Annotated in this window: 25 protein-coding genes; 5 read left to right on the top strand and 20 right to left on the bottom strand. The window is 38.5% G+C overall.

The window, feature by feature from the left end; all coding sequences use genetic code 11:
- Position 1: 1 nt before the first annotated feature.
- From JX304_RS04075 to JX304_RS04020, 12 genes are all read right to left on the bottom strand, one after another.
- The gene (locus JX304_RS04075) at positions 2–1,204 is read right to left on the bottom strand and encodes an ABC transporter ATP-binding protein (RefSeq protein WP_205011376.1); all 1,203 of its coding nucleotides are present in this window, start codon (positions 1,202–1,204) and stop codon (positions 2–4) included.
- Entirely contained in the window at positions 1,204–2,010 is an 807-nt protein-coding gene (locus tag JX304_RS04070) for an ABC transporter permease (RefSeq protein WP_205011375.1), read from the bottom strand. Before JX304_RS04070 ends, JX304_RS04075 begins: the two co-directional genes overlap by 1 nt.
- The gene (locus JX304_RS04065) at positions 2,010–2,951 is read right to left on the bottom strand and encodes a glycosyltransferase family 2 protein (protein WP_205011374.1); all 942 of its coding nucleotides are present in this window, start codon (positions 2,949–2,951) and stop codon (positions 2,010–2,012) included. Before JX304_RS04065 ends, JX304_RS04070 begins: the two co-directional genes overlap by 1 nt.
- Positions 2,948–4,096: a beta 1-4 rhamnosyltransferase Cps2T gene (cps2T, locus tag JX304_RS04060; protein ID WP_205011373.1), complete on the bottom strand. Its 1,149-nt coding sequence runs from the start codon at positions 4,094–4,096 to the stop codon at positions 2,948–2,950. The genes JX304_RS04065 and cps2T overlap by 4 nt, the downstream gene beginning before the upstream one ends.
- Positions 4,097–4,202: 106 nt before the next feature.
- On the bottom strand, positions 4,203–5,054 hold the full coding sequence (gene rfbD / locus JX304_RS04055) for a dTDP-4-dehydrorhamnose reductase (RefSeq protein WP_023026990.1): 852 nt from the start codon (positions 5,052–5,054) through the stop codon (positions 4,203–4,205).
- 65 nt (positions 5,055–5,119) lie between these two features.
- Entirely contained in the window at positions 5,120–6,046 is a 927-nt protein-coding gene (locus JX304_RS04050) for a glycosyltransferase family 2 protein (protein WP_205011372.1), read from the bottom strand.
- An 80-nt stretch (positions 6,047–6,126) separates the two neighbouring features.
- The gene (locus JX304_RS04045; RefSeq protein ID WP_205011371.1) at positions 6,127–8,250 is read right to left on the bottom strand and encodes a DUF7657 domain-containing protein; all 2,124 of its coding nucleotides are present in this window, start codon (positions 8,248–8,250) and stop codon (positions 6,127–6,129) included.
- 74 nt (positions 8,251–8,324) lie between these two features.
- Positions 8,325–9,317: a glycosyltransferase family 2 protein gene (locus tag JX304_RS04040; RefSeq protein WP_239649399.1), complete on the bottom strand. Its 993-nt coding sequence runs from the start codon at positions 9,315–9,317 to the stop codon at positions 8,325–8,327.
- 99 nt (positions 9,318–9,416) lie between these two features.
- The gene (locus JX304_RS04035) at positions 9,417–10,199 is read right to left on the bottom strand and encodes a glycosyltransferase family 2 protein (protein ID WP_205011370.1); all 783 of its coding nucleotides are present in this window, start codon (positions 10,197–10,199) and stop codon (positions 9,417–9,419) included.
- A complete protein-coding gene (locus tag JX304_RS04030; RefSeq protein WP_239649398.1) occupies positions 10,183–11,460 on the bottom strand; it encodes a lipopolysaccharide biosynthesis protein in 1,278 nt (425 codons plus the stop codon). The genes JX304_RS04035 and JX304_RS04030 overlap by 17 nt, the downstream gene beginning before the upstream one ends.
- Entirely contained in the window at positions 11,450–11,785 is a 336-nt protein-coding gene (locus tag JX304_RS04025; RefSeq protein ID WP_205011368.1) for a DUF2304 domain-containing protein, read from the bottom strand. Before JX304_RS04025 ends, JX304_RS04030 begins: the two co-directional genes overlap by 11 nt.
- Position 11,786: 1 nt before the next feature.
- Positions 11,787–12,497 (bottom strand): glycosyltransferase family 2 protein, encoded by a 711-nt coding sequence (locus JX304_RS04020; protein ID WP_205011367.1) that lies wholly within the window; start codon positions 12,495–12,497, stop codon positions 11,787–11,789.
- A 127-nt stretch (positions 12,498–12,624) separates the two neighbouring features.
- On the opposite strand from JX304_RS04020, the gene JX304_RS04015 reads away from it, so the two are divergent.
- Positions 12,625–13,605 (top strand): Gfo/Idh/MocA family protein, encoded by a 981-nt coding sequence (locus JX304_RS04015; protein ID WP_205011366.1) that lies wholly within the window; start codon positions 12,625–12,627, stop codon positions 13,603–13,605.
- A complete protein-coding gene (locus tag JX304_RS04010) occupies positions 13,602–14,687 on the top strand; it encodes a DEAD/DEAH box helicase (protein ID WP_205011365.1) in 1,086 nt (361 codons plus the stop codon). Before JX304_RS04015 ends, JX304_RS04010 begins: the two co-directional genes overlap by 4 nt.
- A 37-nt stretch (positions 14,688–14,724) precedes the next feature.
- On the opposite strand, the gene JX304_RS04005 is transcribed toward JX304_RS04010, so the two are convergent.
- From JX304_RS04005 to JX304_RS03985, 5 genes are all read right to left on the bottom strand, one after another.
- A complete protein-coding gene (locus JX304_RS04005) occupies positions 14,725–16,107 on the bottom strand; it encodes a polysaccharide deacetylase family protein (protein WP_205011364.1) in 1,383 nt (460 codons plus the stop codon).
- Between the two features lie 257 nt (positions 16,108–16,364).
- Positions 16,365–16,745: a lactoylglutathione lyase gene (gene gloA / locus JX304_RS04000; RefSeq protein WP_205011363.1), complete on the bottom strand. Its 381-nt coding sequence runs from the start codon at positions 16,743–16,745 to the stop codon at positions 16,365–16,367.
- 29 nt (positions 16,746–16,774) lie between these two features.
- Positions 16,775–18,127 (bottom strand): sensor histidine kinase, encoded by a 1,353-nt coding sequence (locus JX304_RS03995; protein WP_205011362.1) that lies wholly within the window; start codon positions 18,125–18,127, stop codon positions 16,775–16,777.
- Positions 18,111–18,791 (bottom strand): response regulator transcription factor, encoded by a 681-nt coding sequence (locus tag JX304_RS03990; RefSeq protein WP_003003305.1) that lies wholly within the window; start codon positions 18,789–18,791, stop codon positions 18,111–18,113. Before JX304_RS03990 ends, JX304_RS03995 begins: the two co-directional genes overlap by 17 nt.
- A 134-nt stretch (positions 18,792–18,925) precedes the next feature.
- Positions 18,926–19,438, bottom strand: coding sequence for a hypothetical protein (locus tag JX304_RS03985; RefSeq protein WP_205011361.1), 513 nt, complete (start codon positions 19,436–19,438; stop codon positions 18,926–18,928).
- Positions 19,439–19,642: 204 nt separating this feature from the next.
- On the opposite strand from JX304_RS03985, the gene JX304_RS03980 reads away from it, so the two are divergent.
- Positions 19,643–20,176, top strand: coding sequence for a biotin transporter BioY (locus JX304_RS03980; RefSeq protein WP_205011360.1), 534 nt, complete (start codon positions 19,643–19,645; stop codon positions 20,174–20,176).
- A 141-nt stretch (positions 20,177–20,317) separates the two neighbouring features.
- On the opposite strand, the gene JX304_RS03975 is transcribed toward JX304_RS03980, so the two are convergent.
- Together JX304_RS03975 and JX304_RS03970 are read right to left on the bottom strand one after the other, a co-directional pair.
- Positions 20,318–21,040 (bottom strand): ABC transporter permease, encoded by a 723-nt coding sequence (locus tag JX304_RS03975; protein ID WP_205011359.1) that lies wholly within the window; start codon positions 21,038–21,040, stop codon positions 20,318–20,320.
- Position 21,041: 1 nt separating this feature from the next.
- Positions 21,042–21,998: an ABC transporter ATP-binding protein gene (locus tag JX304_RS03970; RefSeq protein ID WP_205011433.1), complete on the bottom strand. Its 957-nt coding sequence runs from the start codon at positions 21,996–21,998 to the stop codon at positions 21,042–21,044.
- Positions 21,999–22,104: 106 nt separating this feature from the next.
- Here JX304_RS03970 and JX304_RS03965 point away from each other — a divergent pair, with 106 nt between their 5' ends.
- Together JX304_RS03965 and JX304_RS03960 are read left to right on the top strand one after the other, a co-directional pair.
- Positions 22,105–22,815, top strand: coding sequence for a LytR/AlgR family response regulator transcription factor (locus JX304_RS03965; RefSeq protein WP_205011358.1), 711 nt, complete (start codon positions 22,105–22,107; stop codon positions 22,813–22,815).
- A complete protein-coding gene (locus JX304_RS03960; RefSeq protein WP_205011357.1) occupies positions 22,815–24,095 on the top strand; it encodes a sensor histidine kinase in 1,281 nt (426 codons plus the stop codon). The genes JX304_RS03965 and JX304_RS03960 overlap by 1 nt, the downstream gene beginning before the upstream one ends.
- Positions 24,096–24,334: 239 nt before the next feature.
- Here the strand turns inward: JX304_RS03960 and JX304_RS03955 are convergent, their stop codons facing one another.
- Complete coding sequence (locus JX304_RS03955; protein ID WP_205011356.1) at positions 24,335–26,878, bottom strand: M1 family metallopeptidase; 2,544 nt, start codon at positions 26,876–26,878, stop codon at positions 24,335–24,337.
- Positions 26,879–26,992 lie beyond the last annotated feature (114 nt).

Here is a 26,992-nt window from a genome sequence, read left to right as displayed (position 1 = left end):
ATTATTCCCACTTGCCTTGACGGATTAACAATCCAGTAGAAGAATCCAACTCTGAACGATTTGTCCGATCCACAACCCGATCAATTGAAAAAACTGGAGGGTTCGTTGTCGACAATATTGCTAAGTTTTCTTGATTTTCGTCTCTTAAAAATGCTACTAATCTTAATTTCACATGATTAAAGTACGGTAGTTTACACTTATAGGTGATTTTTTTAGGTCCGACACCAGATAATGGAATATCCATGGAATTATCATTATAAAGCCCATTCCCAGTAGAAATATCAACAAATGAAAAGGCTATATGAGGATTCACAGAATCATCTAATAGATCAAATGAAAACTCAATAACAACCTCATCATCAGGAGTTACTTTCTTAGGAGAAAGCAGTCTAGCAGTAAAATCTTTAACTTCCGCTGTGACCAAGTCCTCATCTTCATTTCCATTAGGATGGGAGCTCGATTCCAAATTGTCAAAACTATATTGATCAGAAACGTCAAAAGGATCACCAATGGCTTTCACCAAACCATTTTCAATCAAAACAGCCTTGTTACAATATTTCTTAACGGCTCCCATATCGTGGGTAACTAGAATCGTGGTTTTACCTGATTTCTTGCGTTCTTGGAAATAATCGTTACATTTGCGTTGGAAGGCTTCATCTCCTACTGCTAGGACCTCGTCCAAAATCAAGATATCACCTTGGGCCTTGATGGCAACCGAAAAGGCCAGACGAACCTGCATCCCTGATGAGTAGTTCTTGAGTTTTTGGTTCATGAAGTCATGCAACTCAGCAAAGTCTACGATGTCATCATACATGGCATCAATTTCAGCTGTTGAGAAGCCCAGCATAGCCCCATTCATATAGACATTTTCACGACCTGTCAGTTCAGGGTTAAAGCCCACTCCAAGCTCGATAAAGGATACCAACTTCCCATCGATGGTGACGGTGCCTTTTTCCGGCACATAGATTTCAGAAATAATTTTTAAGAGGGTTGATTTTCCAGAACCATTTCTTCCGAGGATCCCGAAAAAGTCTCCTTTTTCTACTTCAAAAGAAATATCCTTAAGAACGTGCTGTTCTTTGTAGCCTTTAATGCCTTTGAAGCGATTAACCATAGCTGTCCGAAGACTATTGGTTGCTTCTGTTGGCAACTTAAAGTACTTGCTGACATGGTCTACTTTTACTGCAATTTGTTTATCTGTCATTAGAGGATCTCCGCAAATTTCTTAGCATGTTTGTTAAAGTAAGCAAAGCCAGCGATAAAAATAAGAATTGGCAAGACATAAGGAATCAGTACCAAGAACTTATTCTCCACCAAAAGCCAGACTGGGGTGTTGGCCTTATCAATCAAGAAATAACGCATGTCTTGAATAATTTGAGCCAAGGGATTCATCATGACCAACTTAGCAGCCCATGGATTGCGGTCTGCGATAAAGGTAATCGGATAGATAATTGGCGTCGCATACAAGCCTGCTTGTAAGAGCACTTCCCAAACTTGACCTAGGTCACGGAAACGGACAAAAAATGTCGCTAAGATCAATGCACATCCTGTCGCCATCAAGAATAACTCAAAGAATAGCGGAATCACCATCAAGGCTGTCCAAGAAAATGTCACCCCATTAAAGAATGAAAAAATCAAGACCACAATCAGGTTAATGACAAAGTTAATCGCTGCTCCTGAAATTGCGGACAAGACAATGATGTGTTTGGAGAAGTTCAACTTCCGTAATAGGTCGCCTCGACTAACGATCGACACCATCCCCATAGAAGTTGCTTCTGAGAAGAAGCCCCAGATTACATTGGCCAACAAGAGGGCAACTGGGAAATGGGGTACATCTCCACCCAAGCGTAAGAATCGGATGAAGACAATATACATGATGGTGAAAGTCATCAAGGGCTTTAAAATCGACCAAAGATAACCGATCGCTGAACCTTGGTAGCGTAATTTAAAGTCTGTTTTAATTAACTCTCGTAATAAAATTCGATTTTTCTGACTAAAAACGTCAAACATTATTTTTTACCTCGATATGCAAACTTTGTCAGAATTAAGCTAGTAAACACAAAGGTATGAAAAGCTCGGTTCTTGCGATAACCATACTGACGAATCCGTCTCAAACGTTCTCTTAGCGGAACGTCAATGATGGTCACAAAGTTTTCAATAATTTCTTTATTTTGGGGACTGATTGGCAGATCCAATAAATTTTTTGCTTGTTCTTGACTGGACTCGATGAGATTCCAATATTTAGCAAACAAAATATGAGGGCGAACCCAGTTTTTAACCCGTTTTCTTAGGGTTCGAGCTCCTAGAACGTTGCTACTGTGCTGACGGTACAACTCTGTCGGCTGATCGATATAGATGAGCTTCCCAAAGGCAGTTGCCAACAATGATAGGTACCAATCATGCATGAGAAGCGCATGTTGTTCCTGACCTGTCCATAAATCCGCCAGGGCATGGTTAATCATGGCTACTCCACCAGTTACTGTATTTTCCGTCAATTCTTGAATGAGTTCCGTATTTGCATGATCAGACTGGGTGCGAATCATACTTTCATGCTGCACATTCAAGTTCTCATCGACCACTTTTAAATCTGTGTAGACCAGCAAAGGTTCTTCTTGCAGATGTTTCTCTGCTTCTTCCACTTGTAGGGCAATCTTTTCTGGTAGCCAAACATCGTCTTGGTCACTAAAGCAATAAAGATCAGCCTTTTCATATTTTAACAGTGTGTGAAAACTCTTGATGACACCCAGATTTTCGATGGCTCCTTGATTGATAAAGCGAATACGCTCATCCTGAGCTACCAGCTCTTGAATGATCTCCACTGTCCCATCTGTTGACCCATCATCCCGGATCAAGAGTTGCCAGTCTTGATAAGTCTGGTCTTGGATACTTTTGACCTGCTCTTTTAGATACTGTTCACCATTATAGGTGGACAACAAGATATTTACTTTCATGATAAGAATAATTCCTCGTACTCACCTACAATTTTTTCCCAGGTAAAGTTTTGTTTCATATTGGCTTTGGCTAATTGACCCCATTTAGATACATCTTCTAAAGAATCGACCTGGTCAATTAAATGCGCCAAATTCCCAGTTTCTTTGGTCCAATATTGAGCTGTGTCCTTTGCGACCGTTTGGTTAAAGGAAACACCTAAAACCAAATTCAGATCCGTCTGAGCAAGAGCCTCTAGGAGTCCCGGATTGGTTCCTCCCACTTCATGACCATGAATATAGGCGAAGGCTTCTTTACGGATATACTTCAACAGGTCTTGGTCATAGACCGTTCCTACAAATTTTACACGTGGATCCTGATCAAAGCCTGTTCGAGTTCGAAGCTCTTCAAAATAGGGATTGCCTTCATGGTTACAAATAATGACCAAATCCCGCTTGGTAGAAGAGGCCAGGAATTCACGAATGGCAGTCTCGTAATTATTTTCTGGAACAAAGCGACCCAAGATCAAGTAATAGTTTTTCTCTTGTGTCTGCCACTTCTGATAGAGTTCTCTGACCTTCCTATCCTGACTGGTCAGGCTGGTCGGAGATAAGTCCGTCCCATAGGCAATATAGGTCGTCTTGGACCAAGGGTAGGCTTCTTTGATATAGGACTCGATTCCTGGGTTGTCAGAAATCACCAAATCTGCATGGCGCGTCATGATCTTTTCAGAATACTTGAGATAGGCTTGGATCGGTTTAGCCCACTTGGCCCGCTTCCACTCCAGTCCATCTGGATTGATATAGAATTGACCACCCATCTTATGAATCTTACGCGCAAAGGGTGCCACAAAGGCCCCAATAGTATTGCCCAAAACATAAAAAATCGGCTGTGCAATTCCTTGCTTTTTGATAACCTTCAAGGCATAGTTGATGGCCATCATATCATAAGCGATGACACGCGCAGGTCCAAGCTTGGGTGCTTTAATCGTGAAACAATCGACACCCTTATAGTCAAAATGATGATAGGCTTGATCATTAGAAAGGCAAGCAACATGGTACTGGATATCTGGAGACACTTGACGCGAAACCAATTGGTCCACAAAAGTCTCAAAACCGCCATATTGAGCCGGAAGCCCACGACTTCCGATAATAAAAACGTGTTGCATATGATTCCCTTTCTAACAATTTACAGTCTATTCAATTATACCATTTTCTAGGCTTTTTGCCTAATCCAAACAGAAAAGCGACCACAAGGGTCGCTTCAATTTTCACTTATTTCACTTCTTGTTTGTAAAACTCTTTCAAGGCATCTTGCCAAGTTGGAATGACGAACCCTGTAGCTTTTGCTTTTGCCAAGCTCATGGTTGAGTTAAGAGGGCGTTTCGCCTTGGCTGGGAATTGGCTAGAATCCACTGGCTTCACTTCAACATCCGTATCTTTGAGGATTTCAACTGCAAAGTCATACCAAGTTGTATCTTCTTTCGCATCGTTAGACAAGTGGTAATAACCATACTCCTTACGGTTTTCAGCCAAATAAGTCATGAACTCAGCAAGGGTACGTGTCCAGGTTGGACGACCATGTTGGTCATTAACGACCGTCAAAGTCTTATGAGTCTTCGCAAGGTTTTGCATGGTGAAGACAAAGTTCTTACCGTAGTTCCCGAAGACCCAAGCTGTACGGATGATATAGAAGTTAGAAACATGCTTCTCAACCAATTCTTCCCCCATACGTTTTGTACGACCGTACTCAGTTTGAGGATCTGGTTGATCGTCTACTTCCCATTCTTGTCCCACTGGTTTTTTACCATCAAAAACATAGTCGGTTGAGATATAAACCAAGGTTGCACCGTGTTTTTCAGACGCTTTTGCTACATTTTCCGTACCAGTCACGTTGATGGCATAGTCCAACTCTTTTCCTTCATCTTCAGCAGCATCAACAGCTGTGTAAGCAGCACAGTGATATACCAAGGTTGGTTTTACTTCCGCAAATACTTCGTCTACTTTCTCTGCATTTGTGATGTCCATTTCAGCTACATCTACAGCTACATATTCTTCATTTCGTTCATCTAACAAATGGCGAAGCTCTGTTCCAAGTTGACCATTTGCTCCTGTAATTAAAATCATGTTACGTTCCTTTCAAATGCTCTTTCCTTATCATTATAGCAAAAAAAGCAGAAGTTTTCTGCTTTTTACTCACTTTTCTCTTTGATAACATAGATTGGACGTTTCTTGGTTTCCATAAAGATCTTACCGATATATTTCCCTAAAATCCCGATGGTTAATAATTGGAACCCTCCTAGGAAAAGAATCACTGTCATGAGGGATGGCCATCCAGAAGTAGGATCTCCAAATACTAAAGTACGAATCACAATCAAGATCATCATGACAAATGCTAAAATCCAAGATAGAAGTCCACCAATAAAGGCAATATTTAGTGGGGCATCTGAGAAGTTAACGATCCCTTCAATCGAGTATTTGAAGAGAGACCAAAAATTCCAAGACGTCTCTCCTGCCACGCGCTCTACATTTTTATATTCGAGGTATTCTGTCTCAAATCCTACCCAAGCAAAAATCCCTTTTGAAAAACGATTGTACTCCGATAACTCCATAATGGCATCGACCATAGGACGACGCATCAAACGGAAATCACGCGCTCCATCGACCATTTCCACTTGGCTAATATGATTGATCAATTTATAAAACATCCGTGCAAAGAAGGAACGAATCGGTGGTTCCCCATCACGAGTCACTCGACGAGTCCCGATACAGTCTAGATCTGGCTGCTGATCCAACTTCTGCTTCATTTCGATCAATAGCTCTGGAGGATCTTGTAGATCCACGTCCATGACGGTCACGTATTCACCACTAGCACGCTCAAGTCCAGCATATAGTGCAGCCTCTTTTCCAAAATTTCGAGAAAAAGAAAGGTAGTGCACATTTGAATCTGTAACATGTATCTTTCGAAGAACGGATAGCGTACCATCTGAGGAACCATCATTTATAAAAATATATTCAAATTTTTCTCCCATCTCCATCCGAACGCGTTCCATCTCTCTATAAAACAATGGAATCGATTCTTCTTCGTTAAAACATGGGACTACAACTGATATGGTCATCTCTTACTCCTTGACTTATTCACTTTCTATTGTAACAAAAAACTAGGGTTTCCCCTAGTTTTTTGTTATACACTATAAAATTAATACTTAACTGTATATATTTTAATTCCATTCACATCAGCTATCTGTTCAAAATTTATCATGCCATTAGAGAGATCTTCAAGATTCCGATCAGTCATAATATACTTAATTTTCAGTGTTTTCAATTCAGTGATTGGTAGTGAAACAGTATAAGAATCTGGGCTATTCAATTTAAATTTTGCTTCAGAATTTTCATCTATTAGATTAAAACTAATATGTGCATAACGATTGTATACTTTCGAATCATCATTTTCTTTATCAATTTTCTTCCATAATTTGATATTCGGATATGCATTTGTAGAATTTAAAACAGAAGCTCCTCCTAATAATGGTACATTATTGTATGGTAATGCAGGAAGTCCTCCTTCGACGATCCATAATCCTGGATCAGAACTATTTATAGATTTAATACGTTCTACTAAAGGACTTTTTGTTACTACATCACTTCCAACACGAACTGGGTTCGCAAGTACACCAGCTAGGAAACTAATGGAAATTCCCATAACTAAGATTCCATTTAAATTTCTACGAAATACAAAATACAGGATAGCAAACAATACAAAAATTGCAACTAAAGTAAATAATCTAAAGTAAGTCTGTTGATCAACTCCCCCTATTGTTGTCAATAAGTACTCTCTAATCTCCCCTTTAGAAATAAAAACGATTCCTACTGATAACAGGATAGCAGTGATAAAAGAGCCAATCCTTGATAAACATCTTTTTGTTGAAATCGTTAGAAAACGAACTAATATTATTAAGTTCAAAATTCCAAAGACACTCAGTAATCTTGCAGGGGTTGTAAAAGACAATAACGTAATTCTTGCAAAAATTTTGGGAATAGAAAATGAGATATAAAACAAGAACAGGGCATCAATCATCATTAGCATACTTAACAATTTATCTTTTGTTTTAATAATTGCTAAAATTGCTAAAACCTGTGTGACTGGAAACAGATCATAAACTGAATCCATTGCACGCTCATCAATAATATCAGTTATAGGATAGAAAATCTGATAAACATAGTCAAATATCCATTTAAAAGCTCCACCTCCAAAAGAAACCCTATTACCTGGATAGACAGTATTCATTGTTGTTTGAACAGTAGGCCATGCCTTACTTAATACTATATATGAGGAAGTAATGATGAGGACTGTCATTAAAGTGAGCAGTGATAAATCAAGTTTATAATTGAAATTAAAAGTCTTGTAATTTTCAATGATAATATAAACTAATAATACAAAGAAAATATAAGCCAATGGTACTTGCCAGGCCGGATAGAAGGTAAGAATATATACACTTCCCGTCCATGACATAATTACTGTATAAATTAATTTTAGAAAAGGCCTATTTTCTTTCAAATATTTATCAAATAAGACAATAAAAATACTACCTGCCGCAATCATTTCGATCATGCCATACCACCATTGAACGACGGCACTAAATGTTATCATAAATGATAGAAACAATGATAACTTTCTATTATCATTCGTCACAACCCGGCCCATTTCAAACACAGACATGAATAGAAATAGTATTTTGAAGGTCCATAAAAATGAAAGGCCACGCTCAAAACCTAAAAATAGGAATCCTAAGTTCGCTGGTCTAAATAAGGTAGCAAAATCCCATGATGCTAAACCACTCAAAATAAAAGTATCTGTACCTCCACCCCTTATCAAAGATGAGTAATAAGCATAATGATTAAATGATTGAGATAATTGAAATGGAAGACTTACTGACCACTCATCCGATCGTAAAGTCCTACTTACACCAAGTAATATATGATCTTTATCAGTATTATTTAAAAAGATACCTAAAATTCCCATGGATGACCCATTAATTTTAAATAAAACAGCAATAAATAGTATTACTAAAGCTAAGATATACCTATATTTAAATAATAACTCTCTAATTTTTTTGGAAGAACTTATCAAAAAAACAACAGATAATAAAGCGACGAATAACATTAAAATCAACAAGATATTTTCATATTTTGTTATCCAATGTATAATTTTAATAGACGCATCTGGGGCACCTATTTTTTTTACAGTAGTTAATAATAACCAAATTGAAATCAAAGAAGTAAATAAACCTGCGATTCCAATATTTCTAAATATTTTATTCAAGATAACCTCACTATAGATATAATTTAGATTCTACAATAGCCAAAGGAATGGTAATTTAATAGCAATAATAGATATCACTTTTTATTCTTAATATGACCTTTACAATATACTTTTGAAAACAATTTCATTAATTTAAATCTATTCAACAAATCAGTAAATACAATGGCTACTTTCACGATTAATCTTTCACTTTTGATTTTTGGATTTAAAACTGAAATCTTACTTTGCATATCATGATTTATCACCCACTCATTTATTTTTTTATATTGTGATAAAAATTCATCACTACTCGAGTTTCTTCCGCCATCTAATAACCAATATAGTGTGAATTTTTTAATAAAGAATTTGATTAGATCTAGATCGTAATAGTCTTTCGGAATAATTTTAGAAATTTCAGTTAATAGATCAATAATATTTACGTCTGGGTTAAAACCTTTATTAAGTGTATTAGATGCACTATTTTCATTATAAAACCAAAAATAACCACAATAACTAATCGTATTTATATTTTTTGACTTTGAATACACTTTTAAACTAAATAATAAATCCTCACCCAAAGGAAATTCCGGAAAATGAAGATTGTTATCTTGTAAGAATTTTTTTCTATAGATGCGAGCACATGGTGAAATTGATCTATATTTCGACCATTTATCTTTACCTAATTGGATAGAAAATAGTTGTTTACCATCTTGGTTTACTCTCTGAAGTCCACCAATAACTGCATCATCCATCCCTCTTGAGATTTCATCGTAAAATACTTGCAAGTAGTCTGGGTTTATGTAATCATCACTGTCAATAAACATGATGAATTCACCTTTCGCAAGCTTAATACCTTCATTTCTAGTGTAAGCCGCACCTTTATTTTCTCTACTCAAAATTCTAATATTTGGAGAAAATTGTTGGTATCCACTCAAAATTTTGAACGAACTATCTTTTGACCCATCATCAATTGCAATAATTTCAAATGATTTAAAACTTTGATTCAAAATGGAATCTATACATCTTTTTAGATATAATTCTGCATTATATACAGGAATAATGACACTAATTTTAGGCGCTTCTTTCACAATCTTATCCTTTTAATTTTATAATATCACTCATAGTTTTTGCAGATAAGTAAGATAATAGAACTTTTATATTGTTATCAAACCTCAAGTGCGCAATCTTTACCCATTTGTATCCTGACTCTTTTTATAAAATCGATTTAAACATTTCGCTAATCCGGTTGGCCAAAAGAGTTTAAACATCAGGTAATCTTCTTTAGTTCGAGTGTTATCACTAATGGTATTACTCGTTTCAGAATCTTCATGAATACGATGGCACATTAATTTCTTAGGAACATATACAAATCTGCCATCAAATTTAGCCAAATGATACCAGGCAAGCCAATCTAGACTAACTCTCCACTCCTCATCAAATCTAAAGCCCTTAACCAATTGTAAGTTATAAGTTACAGCAGGGCAACAAATCGGATTTCCAAAAGCAAGAATACGATTTCTCCACCACTTAGTTTTAGGGAATAATGAGATTGTTTTTAACATTAATGATTTGATTTTTAGATTTGAAGTCGGTTTAATGACCTCTCCATTTTTTTCTTCAAAATAATCAGAATAAAGAATGATAGCATCTTTATGATTCTTTAATCTCTCTTTAATTTCCATCAAATAGGTTGGCTCATAATAATCATCCTGATGGGCAATTGTAGCATATTGGGTAGTAACAAAAGATAAAGCATTATTCCAATCTTTCCCAATCCCACCACCTACACTTGTATTAAACGGAATAGCATATTTTTGGCAAATACTTTCGATAAATACACTTGGAGTAGAGGTATACAAAATGATATTACTTTTTACGGTTTGGCTTAATAACGATTTTATACAATCCTCTAAATAAGGGCTATCCCCGTAAGCACAGATTACAAATGTATGATCATTCCAATGATTCATATTTTTGAATTTCCTTCCTTCTCATAATTACAAAGACAATCCAACTCGCAATTGTGTAAAATAACATAACAATAACAAAACTAAGCCCCGCACCAAACAAGCCAAACTTCCTCATCGCTAAAGGCGTAAGAATATTCGTCAATAACGCCATTACGATATAAACATAGAGTAGATAGACTTGTTTCCTCAATATAATTAAAAAATCACCTATGACAGAAGCTATAGAATATAAAAAGCCAGAAAGCACTAAAATAGTAAGTAATAAACTATAGTTTGATAAATCAATACCACTTATAATATTCAAAATAGGGATCCCTATCAAATAGGCCAGTATTGATACTACCAGTCCCAAAATCACAAGTAACAGTATAATCTTTCGAACCATAGCATTAAACGTATGAAACTTTTTTTCCGACCATTGTTTTGCCAAATCGGTAATTAACGGTCTTAATGCTAATACAAATAAACTCATAAAGAAAACAGGCATGAATAGAATACTGAAATCCCTTTGAGCACCTTCACGTAATACACCCTCGACTAACAATTTATCAATCACTTGTTTTGGATAATTCAAAACATATACCAATAAAAATCCGTTAACAAACAAGGGAAGGCAAGTTTTCATGATACTAATTGATCGCTTAAATGTAGCATATGAAATCTGATTAAAAGGTATCGTTCTAATTTGTTTGGATTGAACGTAATCACCCCCAAAAACAAAAAGAACATTAAAAAAACATAAACAAATTAAAGAAAAAATTAAAGAATTTGAAAGTAACAAACTAATTAGGAGAATGATTGTGCTCGAACCATAACGCAGTACCATTAATTTCCCTGCAATATCTAAACGTTCATGTTGTTGAAATAAACCTTGGAATAAATCAGAAAAAGCATCACATGAACGATAAAGCACCGTTAGGATTATAATTAAAAATAAATCCCCTTTTCCAACATTATTTCCACTAAAAAGTAAATATGGAAATAATGTAACTAACATTAAACAAACTGTAATAACCCTAGTTAGCCAATATTCCAAATACGAGTATGCTTCTTTCAAATCAGTCGCCTGATAATTTCTTACTTGAAACATACCAATTACAATCCAGAGATTCCCAATTGCATAAGCTAAACTAAAATTATCAGCATCACTTGCGGAAGTATATCGAGAGACAATAATCAAATACAATATAGAAACTGCAGCCGCTGCTATATTCCCTGCAAAATTCCAAAAATAAACACTCCTATTTGTTTTATTGTTCATTTTCATTCTCACTTCTTAATAAGGCGATTGTTTGTGACAATTTCTTAATCTGTACTGATTGTTTTGATACAGTACGAGTTAATGAAAAAATTAAAAATATTAATAAAAATGTACTTAATAAAAAAATAAAGTTACTTAGCGTCTGAATACCAAGAAATGAAGATATTGCTCCAATCAAATTGGGAAACCAAATGACTGGCAACGAGAGTATACAAAGAATGAGCCAAGAAATGACATTTCTCATTTCAACGACTTTATTTGCAACTAGGCGTAGAATATAAACGATAAAAATAATTACAATAAGGGTTAACCAAATATTTAGCATGTTATTTCTTATATCCTCCACCAATTCTAGCCAATAGCATTGCCATTGTCACTTTGATCATATAGTAAACAGACTTGCTTAATGTAATCGATGATTCTCCGTGTTCTCGCTCGTTCATTAATACAGGTACTTCTGCAACGGAATAGCCTGAGGTTAAGAGGGACACAATCGTCTCTGGTTCTGGATAATCACTCGGATATTGCTTGGCAAATTCTTCTATCACTTTTCGATCTGCTACCCGCAATCCTGATGTTGGATCTGTTACCTTTTGACCAGTTAAAATCTTAATTAATTTTTCAAAAAATGAAATTCCAATCCGCCGAGCGAAGGAGGATTGGAAACCTTGATTTTCAATGAAACGAGAGCCAATCACCATGTTCACATTCTTCTCTTGAAGGACTTGAAGCATCTTTCTGATAAATTCAGGATTATGCTGCCCATCTCCATCCACTTGAACAGCATATTGATAGCCATTTTTAACTGCAAATTGGTACCCTGTCTGGACAGCACCACCAATTCCTAAATTGATCGGTAAATCGATAACATTAAAGTTATTATTGCGACAAATTTCAAGTGTATGATCTGTAGAACAATCATTGATAATGACATAATCAAATTCAGGCGTATGTTCTTTAATCATCTTGATTGTTTTTTCAATATTTCCACTCTCATTATAAGCAGGAATAATGATCAATAATTCTGAATTTCTCAATCCTCTTGTTTTCCCTTCTAAGCATATCACTTCATTATACAATAATCAGTGCATATTTTCTACTTTATACTGTCCCCTCCCACTTTTCATGGTATAATAGAGTGAATTGATGACGGAAGGACACTTTATGTTAAAGCTGGGAATTATTGGAACGAGCTGGATTTCACATGAATTTATAAATGCTGCTCACCAAACGGGTCACTATGGTTTGCAGGCTGTGTATTCGAGAAAAATGAAGACTGCTCAAGATTTTTGTGACCCTTATGGGGTGATCTCTTGCTACACCGACTTGGTCGACTTCTTAGACAGTGAGCTGGATGTGGTCTACATTGCCAGCCCTAATTCTCTTCACTTCGCTCAGGCCAAGCTTGCTATTTTAGCAAAGAAGCATGTCATCCTTGAAAAACCGGCTGTGACGAAGCCTTCTGAATGGAAGGAACTGGTCAAGCTTGCTAAGGAGCACCAGGTCTATCTCTTTGAAGCTGCTAGAAATTACCAAGAAACAGCCTTTCAAGTGGTTAAAGACTTCCTCTCTAATCAGGAAATACTCGGCGCCAACTTTACCTTTGCCAAATATTCTTCCAAGTTGCCTGCTCTTCTAGCAGGTGAGATACCCAATATTTTCTCAGATGTCTATGCAGGTGGGGCCTTGATGGATCTGGGTGTCTACTGCCTCTACCTGGCCATTGGCTTCTTTGGAGTTCCAATCTCCAGCCACTACGCCGCTCAGCAATTACCCAATTCGGTTGATCTCTATGGTCAGGGTGTCTTGATTTATCCAGAGTTTCAGGTTGCCATTCAGGCGGGGAAAAATATCACCAGCCATCTACCTGCTGAAATCTATACCAAGACTGGAACGCTGACTCTAAATGCTGTAGCAGCTATCAACCAGGCCCAATTTGTCAGCCATGCTGGTGAGGTCATCGATCTTCCTCTTACGCCTTGTAGTCATGTCATGCAAGAAGAGGCGGAAGCCTTTGCCCATGCCATGGCTGGTCACAAGGAGGCTACTTATCTCGAATGGATACAAACGGCTGCGCAGGTCCATGAAACCCTCTACCAGATGCGTCAAAGCGCTGGAATAAAATTTAAGGATGAAAAAGAATGAAAGAACAATTTCCACAAAGCTGGAAAGATCAGCTAGAAACACTCGGATTTGATGCATTCACTGAAATTCAAGAGCAAATCTTCACCCCTATCTATGAAGGAGAAAATGTCCTCGGGATCAGTCCTACCGGTACTGGTAAGACACTTGCCTACCTCTTTCCAAGCTTGCTCAAACTCAAACCGAAGAAGGTCCAACAACTCTTGATTCTAGCTCCTAATACAGAGTTAGCAGGACAGATTTTTGATGTCACCAAACAATGGGCAGAGCCTCTCGGTCTCCAGACCCAACTCTTCCTTTCAGGATCCAGTCAAAAACGGCAAATCGAACGCCTCAAAAAAGGACCCGAAATTCTGGTTGGGACGCCTGGTCGGATCTTTGAATTGATCAAGCTGAAAAAGATCAAAATGATGAATGTGGAAACCATCATTTTAGATGAATTTGACCAATTACTGAGCGATTCCCAGTACCACTTCGTCGACAAGATCAGCCACTATGCTCCCCGTGACCACCAATATGTCTACATGAGCGCCACAGCCAAGGTCGATCCAGATCAGCTAGAAGAAAATACCCTTCGCATTACGGTTGATGGAGTTTCTTTAGACAATATCCAACATTTTTATATGCAGGTGGATCGGCGTGACAAGGTCGAATTGCTCCGTAAGCTCGCCTACGTCGAAGATTTTCGTGGTCTGGCTTTTTTCAACAGCCTATCTGATCTGGGTAGTGCTGAAGAAAAACTACAATACCGGGGTGTTGAGGCCGTGTCGCTGGCTAGTGATGTCAATGTTAAGTACCGCAAGGTCATCCTGGAACGCTTCAAAGATCATCAGCTAACCCTCTTACTGGCCACCGATTTGGTCGCTCGTGGAATCGATATTGAACATCTTGAATGTGTGATTAACTACGATATCCCCCGTGATGTGGAGACCTATACCCACCGCGCCGGTCGTACGGGACGGATGGGCTGTGAGGGCTATGTGATCACCTTTATCACCCACCCAGAAGAACTCAAAACCTTGAAAAAGTACGCTTCTGTACGTGAACTTGTTTTAAAAAATTCAGAACTCTATCTTAATGACTAACAAAATCCTCTGCTATTTCCAGCAGAGGATTTTTACGTTAATTTCCATTGTAATAAATGCGATGACTTTCAAGTTGGTAATCCAACAATTCATCTACCGTTACAAAGGTATAGCCTTGTGATTTAAGGTAGTCAAGGACGGTCGGAAGAGCATCAATCGTGGTTTGATGGATATCATGCATGAGGATAATCGACCCCGGTTTGACTTCTTTTTTCACTTCATTGAGAATAGCCGTCGTATTATGTGTCTTCCAATCTAGGCTATCTACATCCCACATGATGAAGGATTGGTCTACACCGTATTGGATGGCGTTATTGATGGCTCCATATGGAGGGCGCGTGATCTTGGTCTGCACACCTGTCGCTTTTTGAATAGCTTCTTGGGTATCCAAGATCTCTTTCTTGGCATTATCCAAGCTCAATTTTGGCAATTGAGGGTGATCCCAGGTATGGTTCCCGATTTGATGACCTTCTTTGCGGACTTGCTTAGCAATATCCGGATTCGCACTGACATTTTTTCCGACCATAAAGAAGGTAGCTTTGGCATTGTATTTCTTTAAGATAGCCAGCGCCTGAGGGGTCGTGGTTGGATCCGGTCCATCATCAAAGGTCAGGGCAATCATCTTACGGTGGCGTTCTTCAATATAGGATTGGTAAGAAGCTAGATCATCAGGAAGCAAGCGTTCTGTATCAATCACGTCATAGAATTTAGATAAGGGAACAGTAAAGGTATCGTCTCCTTTAACCTTGCTTGGAAATGGAATGGTGAAATTCCCTTTTTCATATTGGAATTCCCATTGGCTCAAGTCCAACTCTGAGAAGTGGGCAACCATTTGATCAATGCTTTCCTCATCCAACTGACGAAAGGCTAGATTTCCCCGTAATTCCTCCAAAAAGATCTGCTTGGCTCCATCTGGATCCGCAAAGACTTGGCTCAAGGTCAGAGGGTTACTCTCATCATCCAAGTAAAAGAGGGGCAACTTCACCGTCTCATCTTTGATGAATTTCCCTTTTTTGTACTGGTATTCAGAGCGTTTAATTTGGATGGGATGATAACCAACAAAAGGCGCTTCTGCTTCTTCACTATGGTAGAAGGTCAGATGCTTCGGCTCTTTGGTTTTCTCATCAGATCCTAGACGCTGAAGATCTTCTTGGATCTTCGCTTTAATAATCTCAACAGGCTGTCCATCCTTAGTAGGATAGTAAGCTGTCACATAGGAAGTTCCTAAAATTCCTTCCTGAACCTGGGCATCTTTTCCTTTTTCAGAGCTTTTCTCTAATTGAGTGACCTTGGCAAACTGATCCTGATAGACTTTCTGTTCACGAACCCTTTGGATCTTTTGATAGCCGATATACAAAAGACTCAGTAAAAGGAGATTTATAATGATTAATAAAATAGTTTTCGTGTATTTGAATCTCATAACTTTATTATAGCAAATTTCTCTCGAAAAAACATTCCTTTTCTGTAAATGGTTTCATAAAAAAGAGGGAGTGGGACAGAAATCGGTCATTCGTTAGAATTCGATTTCGTCGTCTCACCTCCGCACAGTTGAGTAGGGCTGTAAAAGCTGATGAAATCAGCGTAGTAGAGCCCACTCAACCACTGCGTCTTGCTCGACAATCCAAAAATAATTGAGAGGCTAGGACTTTTGTCCCAGCCCCCTATTTTTGATTACTCTTATTTTTCACGAATGACTTCTACTTTATAACCATCCGGATCTACAACGAAATAGTAATTCGGTTGTGTTCCTGGAAGACCTTTTGGTTCTGTCACTTCATAGCCTTTAGCCTTGTGTTCAGCATTCAAACCTTCTAGATCAGGAGTACTCAATGCGACGTGAGCATAGCCATCTCCGATCACATATGGACCATGACCATAATTGTACGTCAATTCCAACTCATAGTCATCTCCAGGCAAGGCCAAATAGACAATCGTGAACTTGTAGTCTGGGAAATCTTTCCGACGTTTTTCTTCAAAACCAAACGCATCTTGGTAAAAAGCGATTGATTTTTCTAAGTTTTCCACACGAAGGCAAGTGTGCAACATTTTTGAACTCATAGGTATTTCTCTTTTCTATTTTTTAAAGATTATGAACGATTTTTTTTACGACTTTCCGTCTTGACGGATAATTTCACTTCAAAGATGGTCCCTTTTGGTTTATTATCTTTGACTTGGATGGTTCCTTTGAAGGATTCTACGATCTGCTTCGCAAGAGATAGTCCCAAACCAAATCCACCTTTTTGACGGGTTCTGGCCTTATCCACGCGGTAAAAACGATCAAAGATCCGTTTCTTATCCTCATCTCGAATCCCTGGACCATTATCCAGCACCCTTAGAAGAAGATTTTTGTCCTTCAACTGGACTTCAAACTGGATCTCACCATCTTCATCGGTATATTTCAAGGCATTGTCGTAGAGAATGGTCATCAACTGCTTAAGCAATGTCTTATCCGAACAAATGACTTTGTCCACTTGATTGTCTCCTCGGAAAATTTTATCATTTTCTTCCGCAATGATCTCAAAATTCGAGAAGGTCTGATCGAAAAAGCTTGGTTCGATGTCTTCCATCTCTGGTTTCAAGCCATCATCTCTTCGGGCGATATTGAGAAGGTTGGTGGTCAAGAGCTTCATATTTCGAACTTCATCCAAGCTAGATGCAATGCTCTCGCTTGACTCCATAATGGTCGCTTCGGGCTTTCTAAAAAGCGTTTCGAGGCGATTTTGAAGGACTGCTAGAGGCGTCCGTAACTCATGTGAAGCATTTTCCACGAATGCCTTTTGCTTTTGCATACTCTCAAGTAGGGGCTTAACACTGAGACGTGCTAGGAAGAGACTAGCAAACAGTGAAATCCCCCAGAAGCAGATCATAACGAGTGCAATTTGGTTCTCATTCTTTTCGCTCGTCTGCTCCAACTGGCTAATATTGGTCATGATGACCGCGTATTTGACATCACTCTCATCACCATCTGACAAGCCCAAATCCGTCATGTAAGCCCGGTAACTTTCTTTTTTCCCGTAACTATTTGTGATTTGGAGTTGGGAAACCTTGTTAAGCAATTTACGACCAAAAGTTACAGTTTTGAAGTTTAAAAACCCATTTCCCGTTGTTAAGTTTTGATATTTTTTGTTCAGTAGAACAACAGTGGTATTGGAAGTAACATCTCCTTTGGGTTCCGATTTGTTATGATCAGGCATCATCTCATGCTCATCACCCTCTTTGGAATTAGACTGTTTCTGATCCCGGTTGGCAATAGCTATAATGGAATAAGGATCCTGACTCAAGGTCTTGAGATTCTCATCGACCGTTGTATAGAGACTCGAGCGCATGACCTGAATAATAATTAAGGTCATGGCTGAGAATATCAAGGTGAAGAGACCAAAATATCGGACGAAGTAAGAAAAATCATCTTCTCCGACTGTTTTCTTAATCCTTGTTAGCATCTTTTAAGATATACCCCACACTGCGTAATGTTTGCAAGCTCTCAACAAAATCAGTACCTTTTAATTTCTTACGGATTTTTGAAACATAGACTTCAACCACTGAGATAGTCGTGTCACTGTCAAAGCCCCAGAGACGATCGAAGATCTGTGTCTTTGGAAGGATGACATTTTGGTTTTGAAGGAAATAGACCAAGAGATCGAATTCCTTCCCAAGAAGTTCCACTTCCTTATCGTCCACGTAAGTCGAATTGGTAGATAAGTTGACCTTCAAATTGCCATAATTGAGGGTATTTTCATTGACCTTTCCTGAGCGCTTCAAAAGGGCTTGAATCCGCATCTTAAGCTCTTCAAGATAGAAAGGCTTGGTGAGGTAATCGTCTGCCCCTAGCTCAAAGCCGTGCCCTTTGTCATCCAAACTTTCTTTGGCTGTCATGATCAAAACAGGAGTCGTCACGCCTTTTTCACGCAATTCTTTCAAGACATGGAAGCCGTCTTTTTCTGGTAACATGAGGTCCAGCAGAATCAAATCATAGATTCCGCTTTCTGCTTCGTAAAGGCCTTCTTCTCCGTCAAAGACCTGCATAACGTCCGCAAAATCATCTAAAAAATCAAATACTGAATTTGATAAACCAAGGTCATCTTCGACCAATAGAATTTTAATCATTGTCGTATCCTCTTCTCTTTCCTGAGTGAGTCTTTCTAATCTATTCCAAACTATTATAACACGACTTGCCTTCATTTCCTATAGTTAGAACCTGGTTTGATGATCAAATTCAGACTGCCTGAGGAAGGCATATTCTATGAGTTTGTCGTGTTTTCTTTGTTACTTTGACTATCACTCGTCTTGTTTTTATTTTTTGAATTCTTCTTATTGGACTTTTTAGAGGAACCCTGGTTCCCTTCTTGTCCGCCAGATTGGTTCATGCCATTTTCTGGACCATTCCCTTGAGGGCCACCATTGCCTTCTTGTGGCATCTGACCAGGTCCGCCACCTTGTCCTTGACCACCACCTTGAGGACCACCATCCTGGGGGCCACCATTTTGCTGGTTTCCTTGTGAAGCATGGCCATTTTGACTATTTTGTTGCTGATTGGACCCTTGGTTTTGACCCGTTTGGACCGGTTGAGAAAATTGTTGGTTATTAGAAGATTGTGAGGCGATGACACCGACACCAAAGCCACTTCCAGCACCGACCAATAATCCACCAACTGCTGCCATTCCAATCCACCACTTAGGGCTTCGTTTGAGGACGACCATTTTTTCTTTGGATTCTTGCGTTTCGACTACTTGTTTTGTTTCTTTTTGATTCATCTTTTTACCTTTTATCTTTTTTACAAGTACTTGTCTTTTAAATTTTAAAGGGAGCTCGATCCTTTAAGTAAGGCGATTATACTTTAGAAGTCTTAAACAGGCCTAAATTTTTACTTAAAACAACCTAAAACGACTGGGACTATTGACAGGATGAAACCGATATTGTAGAATAGTTACCATAAAATAAAATAGAGGTTGACTGTTATGAAGAAAATCTTTCCTTTAGTGCTCATCTCCATTGGAGTAGCTATGATCTCCGTCCTATCTCAATTTACCCTTCCATTTGGTCCAATTCCTTTAACCCTGCAAACGCTCATGATCGGGATTATCGGGACCATCTATAAACCCAGTCATGCCTTTGTCACCGTCTGCCTCTACCTACTTCTTGGCTTCTTAGGATTCCCAGTATTGGCAGGTGGTGCTAGTGGTGCTTCGCATTTCCTTGGCCCTACTGCTGGTTTCCTCCTCTTCTTCCCATTCCGAGCATGGATCACGTCTCTATTTACAAATGCTAAATCCAGCGTGCTGACCATTTTCCTTGCTAATTTATTTAGTAGTGTTCTCCTCTTTGTAGCTGGAGCTATCGGCTTTATGCTGGTCACGCATACCGATATCCAAAAAGCTTTTGCTTTAGTCGTTGCTCCCTTTATCCTTGCCGACCTCATCAAACTGATCATCACCACGATCACTAGCAAAGCTATTTTTGCCAGCCTCAAACACCACTGGTATTTTAATTAAGATATCAAGGGTACGAATATACTAAAATAAGCAACATCTGAACACAGTTGTTGCTTTTTGTTGTAGGGATATCTCTTCAATTGAACTCCTTTTTAATGGATTCCTGTTTCGTAGAAGAACCTTCTATCTACCCTCCTTCCTTTATTTTTCCTTATAAAGAACTCTCAAGATCAGTAGCTGTGTTAGAAAAATCCAGATAATCAGAATAGCCAAGTCAAAAAATGAGACGTGACCATGACTATAGACACTAGCTCGTAAGAGGTTGACAGAAGGGACAAAAGGAAGAACATGGTAGAGATGATTTATCCAATCTGGAAGACGACTTGCTGGGTACATGATTGGCGAAAACATCAAACCGATCATAAGAATCAACTGAGATATCAACGTGACAATATTGGGAGAAAAAGTATAAGCAATGGCAAATCCAAGACTGATCATCGTAAGACAGATAAGAAATAGGATGAAAACAGCTAGAATAGATACATTTAAGCGGACAGAAAAACGAAAATAGCCCAGTATAACAGAAATGAACACTCCAGGTAAAATAGCAATCATCCACATCCAAAGATCTGCTAAGGAAATAAGAATTCGTGGTATTGGAAGGGCTCGTACATAGTCTACATGTCCTTCTGACTTCGCATTTGCTATAACAGGCGATGAGATAGTACAGCCAATAGAAATAATTCCTATCAGAACTGAACCAGAAGAGAGATAGTAGGCAGCTGTCCTATCAATCTCACCGATCACTAGTGGATAACCAAAAAGAAGTGAAATGGATAACAGAACCTGAGCTAGCGTAAAGAGTAGAAATAAATCTTTTTGACGAAGATAGTTCCAACGAAGTAAGTAAAAAAATTGAGTCATATCAGTTTATCAACTCCTCTCTATAAAGATCTGAAATGGATATGTTTTTCTGAGTAAGTGACAGATTAAAAATATTCTTTCGATCCAATTCCTGTGTGATTTTTGGTAGCAATCTCGTTAACTCCTTCTCTTCTATTTCAATCTGGCAAACCGAACCGTTGATAATGGTGTAATCTTGGAACAGAGCTAAGCTATCTTCATTCCTAAACTCAAAAGAGATTTGATACTGTTTTTGATAGGTTATTTGCTGAACAGGTCCTGATTTGATTAACTTCCCATGGTTAAATAAGGCATAGTTGTCAGCATATTTTTCAACTTCTAAGAGATTATGCGTCACGATAATAATGGTATGACCTTTATGCGCTAGCTTCTGTAATAATTGCCATTGTTTTTCACGACGTATTGGATCAACATCGTTCGTCGGCTCATCAAGAAGAATGATGGTCGGAGATCCGATTAAAGCCATTGCAAAAGAGGTCAGGCGCTTTAAACCACCTGAAAGGTCCTTTCCTTGTTTTCTCCGATATTCTTTAATTTCTAAATCAGTTAGGAGTTGGTCAAGTTCCTTTTGGAGTTCTAAGGTGTTTAATCCTCTCATTCTTCCAAGCATTTCTAAATTTTGTTCCACTGTTAATTTTTCAAGTGGTGCATACTGCTGTGACATATAGCTCATCATTGAGCGAGCTTGTTTACGATTTTGAACAAAAGAAATATCTCCATAACAAACGTCTCCTCGATCAGGTTTGGTAAAACCAATCATTTGATTTAAGAGGGTGGACTTACCAGCACCATTGTGTCCTAAAAAGGCTGTAATTTTAGCAGCTTCTATTTCTAAGGAAATATGGTTATTAGCAAAATGTTGCTTATCGAATGATTTTGTCAAATCTCTAATAGTCAGTGTCGCAAATGTCTTCATCTCATCACTCAAATCTGAGAAGATTTTCCCAGCTTCCTTCATTTTTGATAAGATTATTGTATAATAAACATATGACTTTCCAAGGTTTACGTCATGATTTACCATTTTAGTGTCATAATTAGCCAATTCAATTTGATAAGGGGGACTTATGTTAAACGTCGTTATTTGTGATGACTCAACTAGAGATGCTAGTCAGTTAGAACAGTATTTACTTTCTTACGACAAGGTTCCTGTAGAAACGAAACTATATACCAATCCACAAAAAATGCTAGAACAGTTAACAAGGGATACTCATTGTGTTTTTTTGGATATTGATATGCCACAAATTACTGGAATTGACCTTGCACGTGAAATTCGGCAGTTCAATCCTTTTATCCCCATTATTTTTGTGACCAGCTATCGTGATTACATGGAACAAGTTTTTGAAGTACAGACTTTTGATTACTTAGTAAAACCAATTGAACCTCAAAGGCTAAATAAGGTAGTAGACAGAGTTTTACGTTATTTAGATTTAGGACAAACCATCTTTAACTTCTCATTTGGAAAACAAAGTTACTCTATTCCTTTAAGTGACATTACCTATTTTGAGAAGGATAAGCGTTCTGTTTTTATTTACACGCTAGCAGATACCTATAAGTCCTTACTGAAAACCCAAGACATTCTAAATAAACTACCTGATTATTTTATTCAAATACATGCTTCTTATATTGTAAATCCCAAATATATCAAAGATTTTGATGCGAAAACCGTGACTATTTTGCTAAATGGAACCGAGGAGCATCTACTTCCAATTAGTCGTAAGTTCCAGTCTTCTTTTAAAGAAAAATACTATAACTACCTCAGTGAAAGGAATTTCTAATGCTAATAGGATTACGGATCATTAGTATCTTGTTCGACTTATTTCTGGCAACTGTTTTATTTTTTAGGCCAATATCCAAAAATAAACATTCAAAAGAAACCCTTTTAGTCCTTTGTTGTTGCTTTCTTTTTCATGTGGCTCTTGTGTTTCTATTTTTAGAAAGTCGCGTTTTTTTAGTGAGCAATCTCCTCCTTAGTATGTTAGAATCCTCTCTTGTAGGACTCTATTTTGGCTACTCCTTTCGTGATTCTTCCTTTTGGATATTCTTACAGACAAGCCTGACATTATTAGCAGGAGCTGTCCTCAATCAAGCTATCCAACTTTTTCTTCCACTGTCAAAAGTATCAAAAAATTTAGGAATGATTAGTGGTTACCTTGTCATCAGTTTTCTTTTTTCAACTGTGATCACTCTAGTTCTTCGACAGTTATTCCGAACACATCAAAAGTTAACCATGCCAACATCTAAAAGAAATTGGCTGTATCAATTTATCGTGCCGATTTTGTCGATTATTTTTGCCTTTACTGTATCTGCTATTCAAGGACAAGTATTTGGACCAGATTATCTTTCTGTCATTTCACTCTTTTCTCTTATTGTATTGTCATTTTCCTCACTTTATTTTACCTTACATCTTTCTCAACAACAGCACGCTTATTATCAAAATAAATTAGATAAAGAACAGCTTCAATTCCAATTAAGAGAAACACAACAGTCTCAAGAGGAATACCAACGATTGCAAAGTCTTCGGCATGACTTAAAAAATAAACATTTAACTCTGTTGGCACTTCTAGAAGAAAATCCTGATGAGGCTAGAGAGTATCTTCACTCGTTAACCGATAGTATTTCGGGAAAACAAACTTTTTACTCCAAAAATCCAACAATTAATTTTTTACTGAATCAAAAACTGCACAATGTGGAAGATGAAATTGAATTGGAAATTGACTGCTTTGTCCCTCAAGAATTATCTATTCAGCCCGATATTCTAGCTGTTATTTTAGGAAATTGTTTAGATAATAGTATTTCAGCCTGTCTTCGAATAACTGATAAATCGGAGAGAATATTGGCTCTGAATATACGTTATTTTCAACAAAACCTATTTATTTCGATCAACAATACCTTTAATGAACAAGAACAAGAGACTCGTAAAACACGTCAAAGAGATGGTTGGGGCTTACGAAACGTTGATGCTCTAGTACAAGAATACCAAGGAACTATCAAGCGTTTCAAAGAAAATGGCCACTATCGAACGGAGATTCTCTTACCAAGTCCAATAAACGAATGATCCTTCTCCTTCGATATCCAATACAGATGATTCATTGAAAAACAAAAGATGAGGCTGGGACAAAAGTCCTAGCCTCATCTTTTGTTTTTGGATTGTCGAGCAAGACGCAGTGGTTGAGTGGGCTCTACTAAGCTGATTTCATCAGCTTTTACAGCCCTACTCAACTGTGCGGAGGTGGGACGACGAAATCGAATTCTAACGAATGACCGATTTCTGTCCCACTCTCATCTTTTATAAATTTATTTCGTCGCAAGAATTGCTGCTTCTACTGCTGCTTTTTCCCGTTGGATCAAATCCACACGTGCTGCGATTTCCTTGATTCCCATGCTGATGTTTCGGCTGATAGCCATATCAGACAATTGTGGTTCAAAGAAAGCTTTGAATTCTGCTAAGCGATCTGCTGTTTTAAAGGTATTGGCTGGGTAGATGACAAACTTGTCAAAGCTCATGTCTCCGCCAAGAGCTGCTTTGACCCATTCCCAATTTTCACGCGCCCAAGTCCAGGCAGATTCTTGGGTGAAGTCATGATGTAAGAAAGTGAAATACCAACTCATTGCCAAGTCTTGTGGTTTCACAACATCTTTGTTCTTCCACTCTGTCAAAATCTTTTCAACTGTGTCTGCATTGGTTGTATAAGCCAAAGCTGTAGACAATTGACGCTTGAAGTTGCCATCTGTCGCTTGGGCATAAGTCGTCAAGTACAAATCAGTCAATTCTTTGCTTTCATGGTGTTTGATTTGGTTAATCAAGATTTGCAAACGAATGGCTGCTGGAAGCTTGCTAATATTGTCTGCATGGGCTGCATAGATTTCGCTTGCTTTGGCGCTTGCTTCTGCATCATCCCCCTTGATCATATTGGCAATCACCAATTGACGAACCATTTCATCCTCATCGGCTTCTCCAGCTTTTGGTTCAAAACCAAGGCGTTCAAAGTTGAATTGGTTAAAGGTTACCAACAAGGCTTTATAGGCTGCTTCGACTTCAGTCCCTTCATCCACAAAGAGGCTGAGACCTTGAAGAATGGATGAAACCGCAGATACAACCAAATAAGAACTTTCTTGCGTTAATTTCTCGATAACTGGCAAGAGGCTTGCATACGAGATGACACCACTTTCTGCTAGGAGACGGCGCTCTTGTACAACTTGAAGCTTGCTGGTGTTATCCAAGGAAGCCATGTTGTCTACAATCGCATCCAAGAGCTCTCCTTGGTAATCAGTAATGTAGTGGGCTGTATTTTCCGTATTGAAACGAAGAGGTTCTTTATTTGCAGCAGCAAGGGCAGCATAACCTGGAATTTCAAGGGTTTCTGTTTCAAGTGTATCTGGAATACCAGACCAGTTGCTGTTCAATGGCACAACCCATTTACGGCCTTGATCTTCATGTTCCCCAATGAAGAATTGTTTTTGGCTGATCTTCAAGGTATCATTTTCTACCACTGCTGAAAGGACTGGATAACCCGGTTGTTCCAACCAAGAATCCATGAATGCAGCTACATCACGGCCAGATGCATCACCTAGGGCATTCCAAAGGTCACGACCGATGGTATTGCCGTATTGGTGTTTTTCAAAGTAAGCTTTGAGTCCTTTACGGAATGCGTCATCACCTAACCAACGACGGAGCATATGCATGAGACGGCTACCTTTCGCGTAGACGATGGCTGGGTCAAAAAGAGTATTGATTTCGTCCGGGTGTTTAACTTCCACATGGACCGATTGCACCCCATCGGTTGCATCGCGTTTCAAGGCCAATGGCACACCAGTAGTCTGGAAGTCTTCAAAGATATTCCAGCTTGGCTCGATAGCATTGACAGAGACATATTCCATCATGTTGGCAAAACTTTCGTTCAACCAGAGGTCATCCCACCACTTCATCGTAACGAGGTTACCGAACCATTGGTGAGCCAATTCGTGAGCGACTACAAGAGCGACTTGTTGACGGCTAACTGCCGTTGAGTTTTCATCGACCAGGAGGTAAACTTCACGGTACGTCACCAAGCCCCAGTTTTCCATGGCTCCAGAAGAGAAGTCTGGAAGCGCCACGTGAAGAGATTGAGGAATTGGGTACTTAACGCCATAGTAGTCTTCATAAAATTCGATGACACGAACGGCAATATCCAATGAAAATTCTAAGTTTTTCAAAGGATGGGCCTTGGTTGAGTAGATACCTACGAGAGTGCCATTTTTTGTTTTGGCAGTCACACCTTGAAGATCCCCAGCAGCAAAGGCAAGGAGGTAAGAAGACATCCGTGGAGTCGTAGCAAATTTCCAGATACCTGTTTCTTTGCGGTTTTCCACATCGATTTCAGGCATATTTGAGAGGGCAATTTCACCTTCTTCTTGGTCAAATTTCAAAGACAGATCGAACGTTGCTTTGGCTTCAGGCTCGTCCACACTTGGAAAAGCTTCACGCGCAAAGTGGCTCTCAAACTGGGTAGAGAGGACTTCCTTCTTCACGCCATCAATGCTGTAGTAAGATGGGTAAATCCCAGTCATATTGTCAGTGATCTTACCTGAATAAGTCAAGGTAACTGTTACTTGACCAGCTTCCACTAATTCTACGTAAACCGCTTCATTGGCATCATCTACCGTAAAGGGACGGGCTTGACCGGCTACTTCTACTGTTTCGATGGTCAAATCCTTTTGGTGAAGCGAGATCTTGTCCGCCTTGGCTTGACCTGTGATCACCACACGACCACTAAAGGTCTTAGTTTTACGACTTAAATCCAAAAACACGTCATAATGTTCTGGAACGAATGTTTCTACAAAATGTGCAACTGCTTGCATAATTTCCTCCTTTTTATTTCGATGCTTTCCTATCAAAAGCCCTAATAGGACTATTTTATCACAAAGTCGGGATAAAAGAAAAGACAAGCATGACAATGCCTGCCTGATATCGAA

Origin of the sequence: Streptococcus parasanguinis, assembly GCF_901875555.1 — a bacterium.
Lineage (GTDB): Bacteria > Bacillota > Bacilli > Lactobacillales > Streptococcaceae > Streptococcus > Streptococcus parasanguinis_H.
Note: the sequence above shows the minus strand (reverse complement) of the source record. Positions and strands in the feature narration are given on the sequence as shown.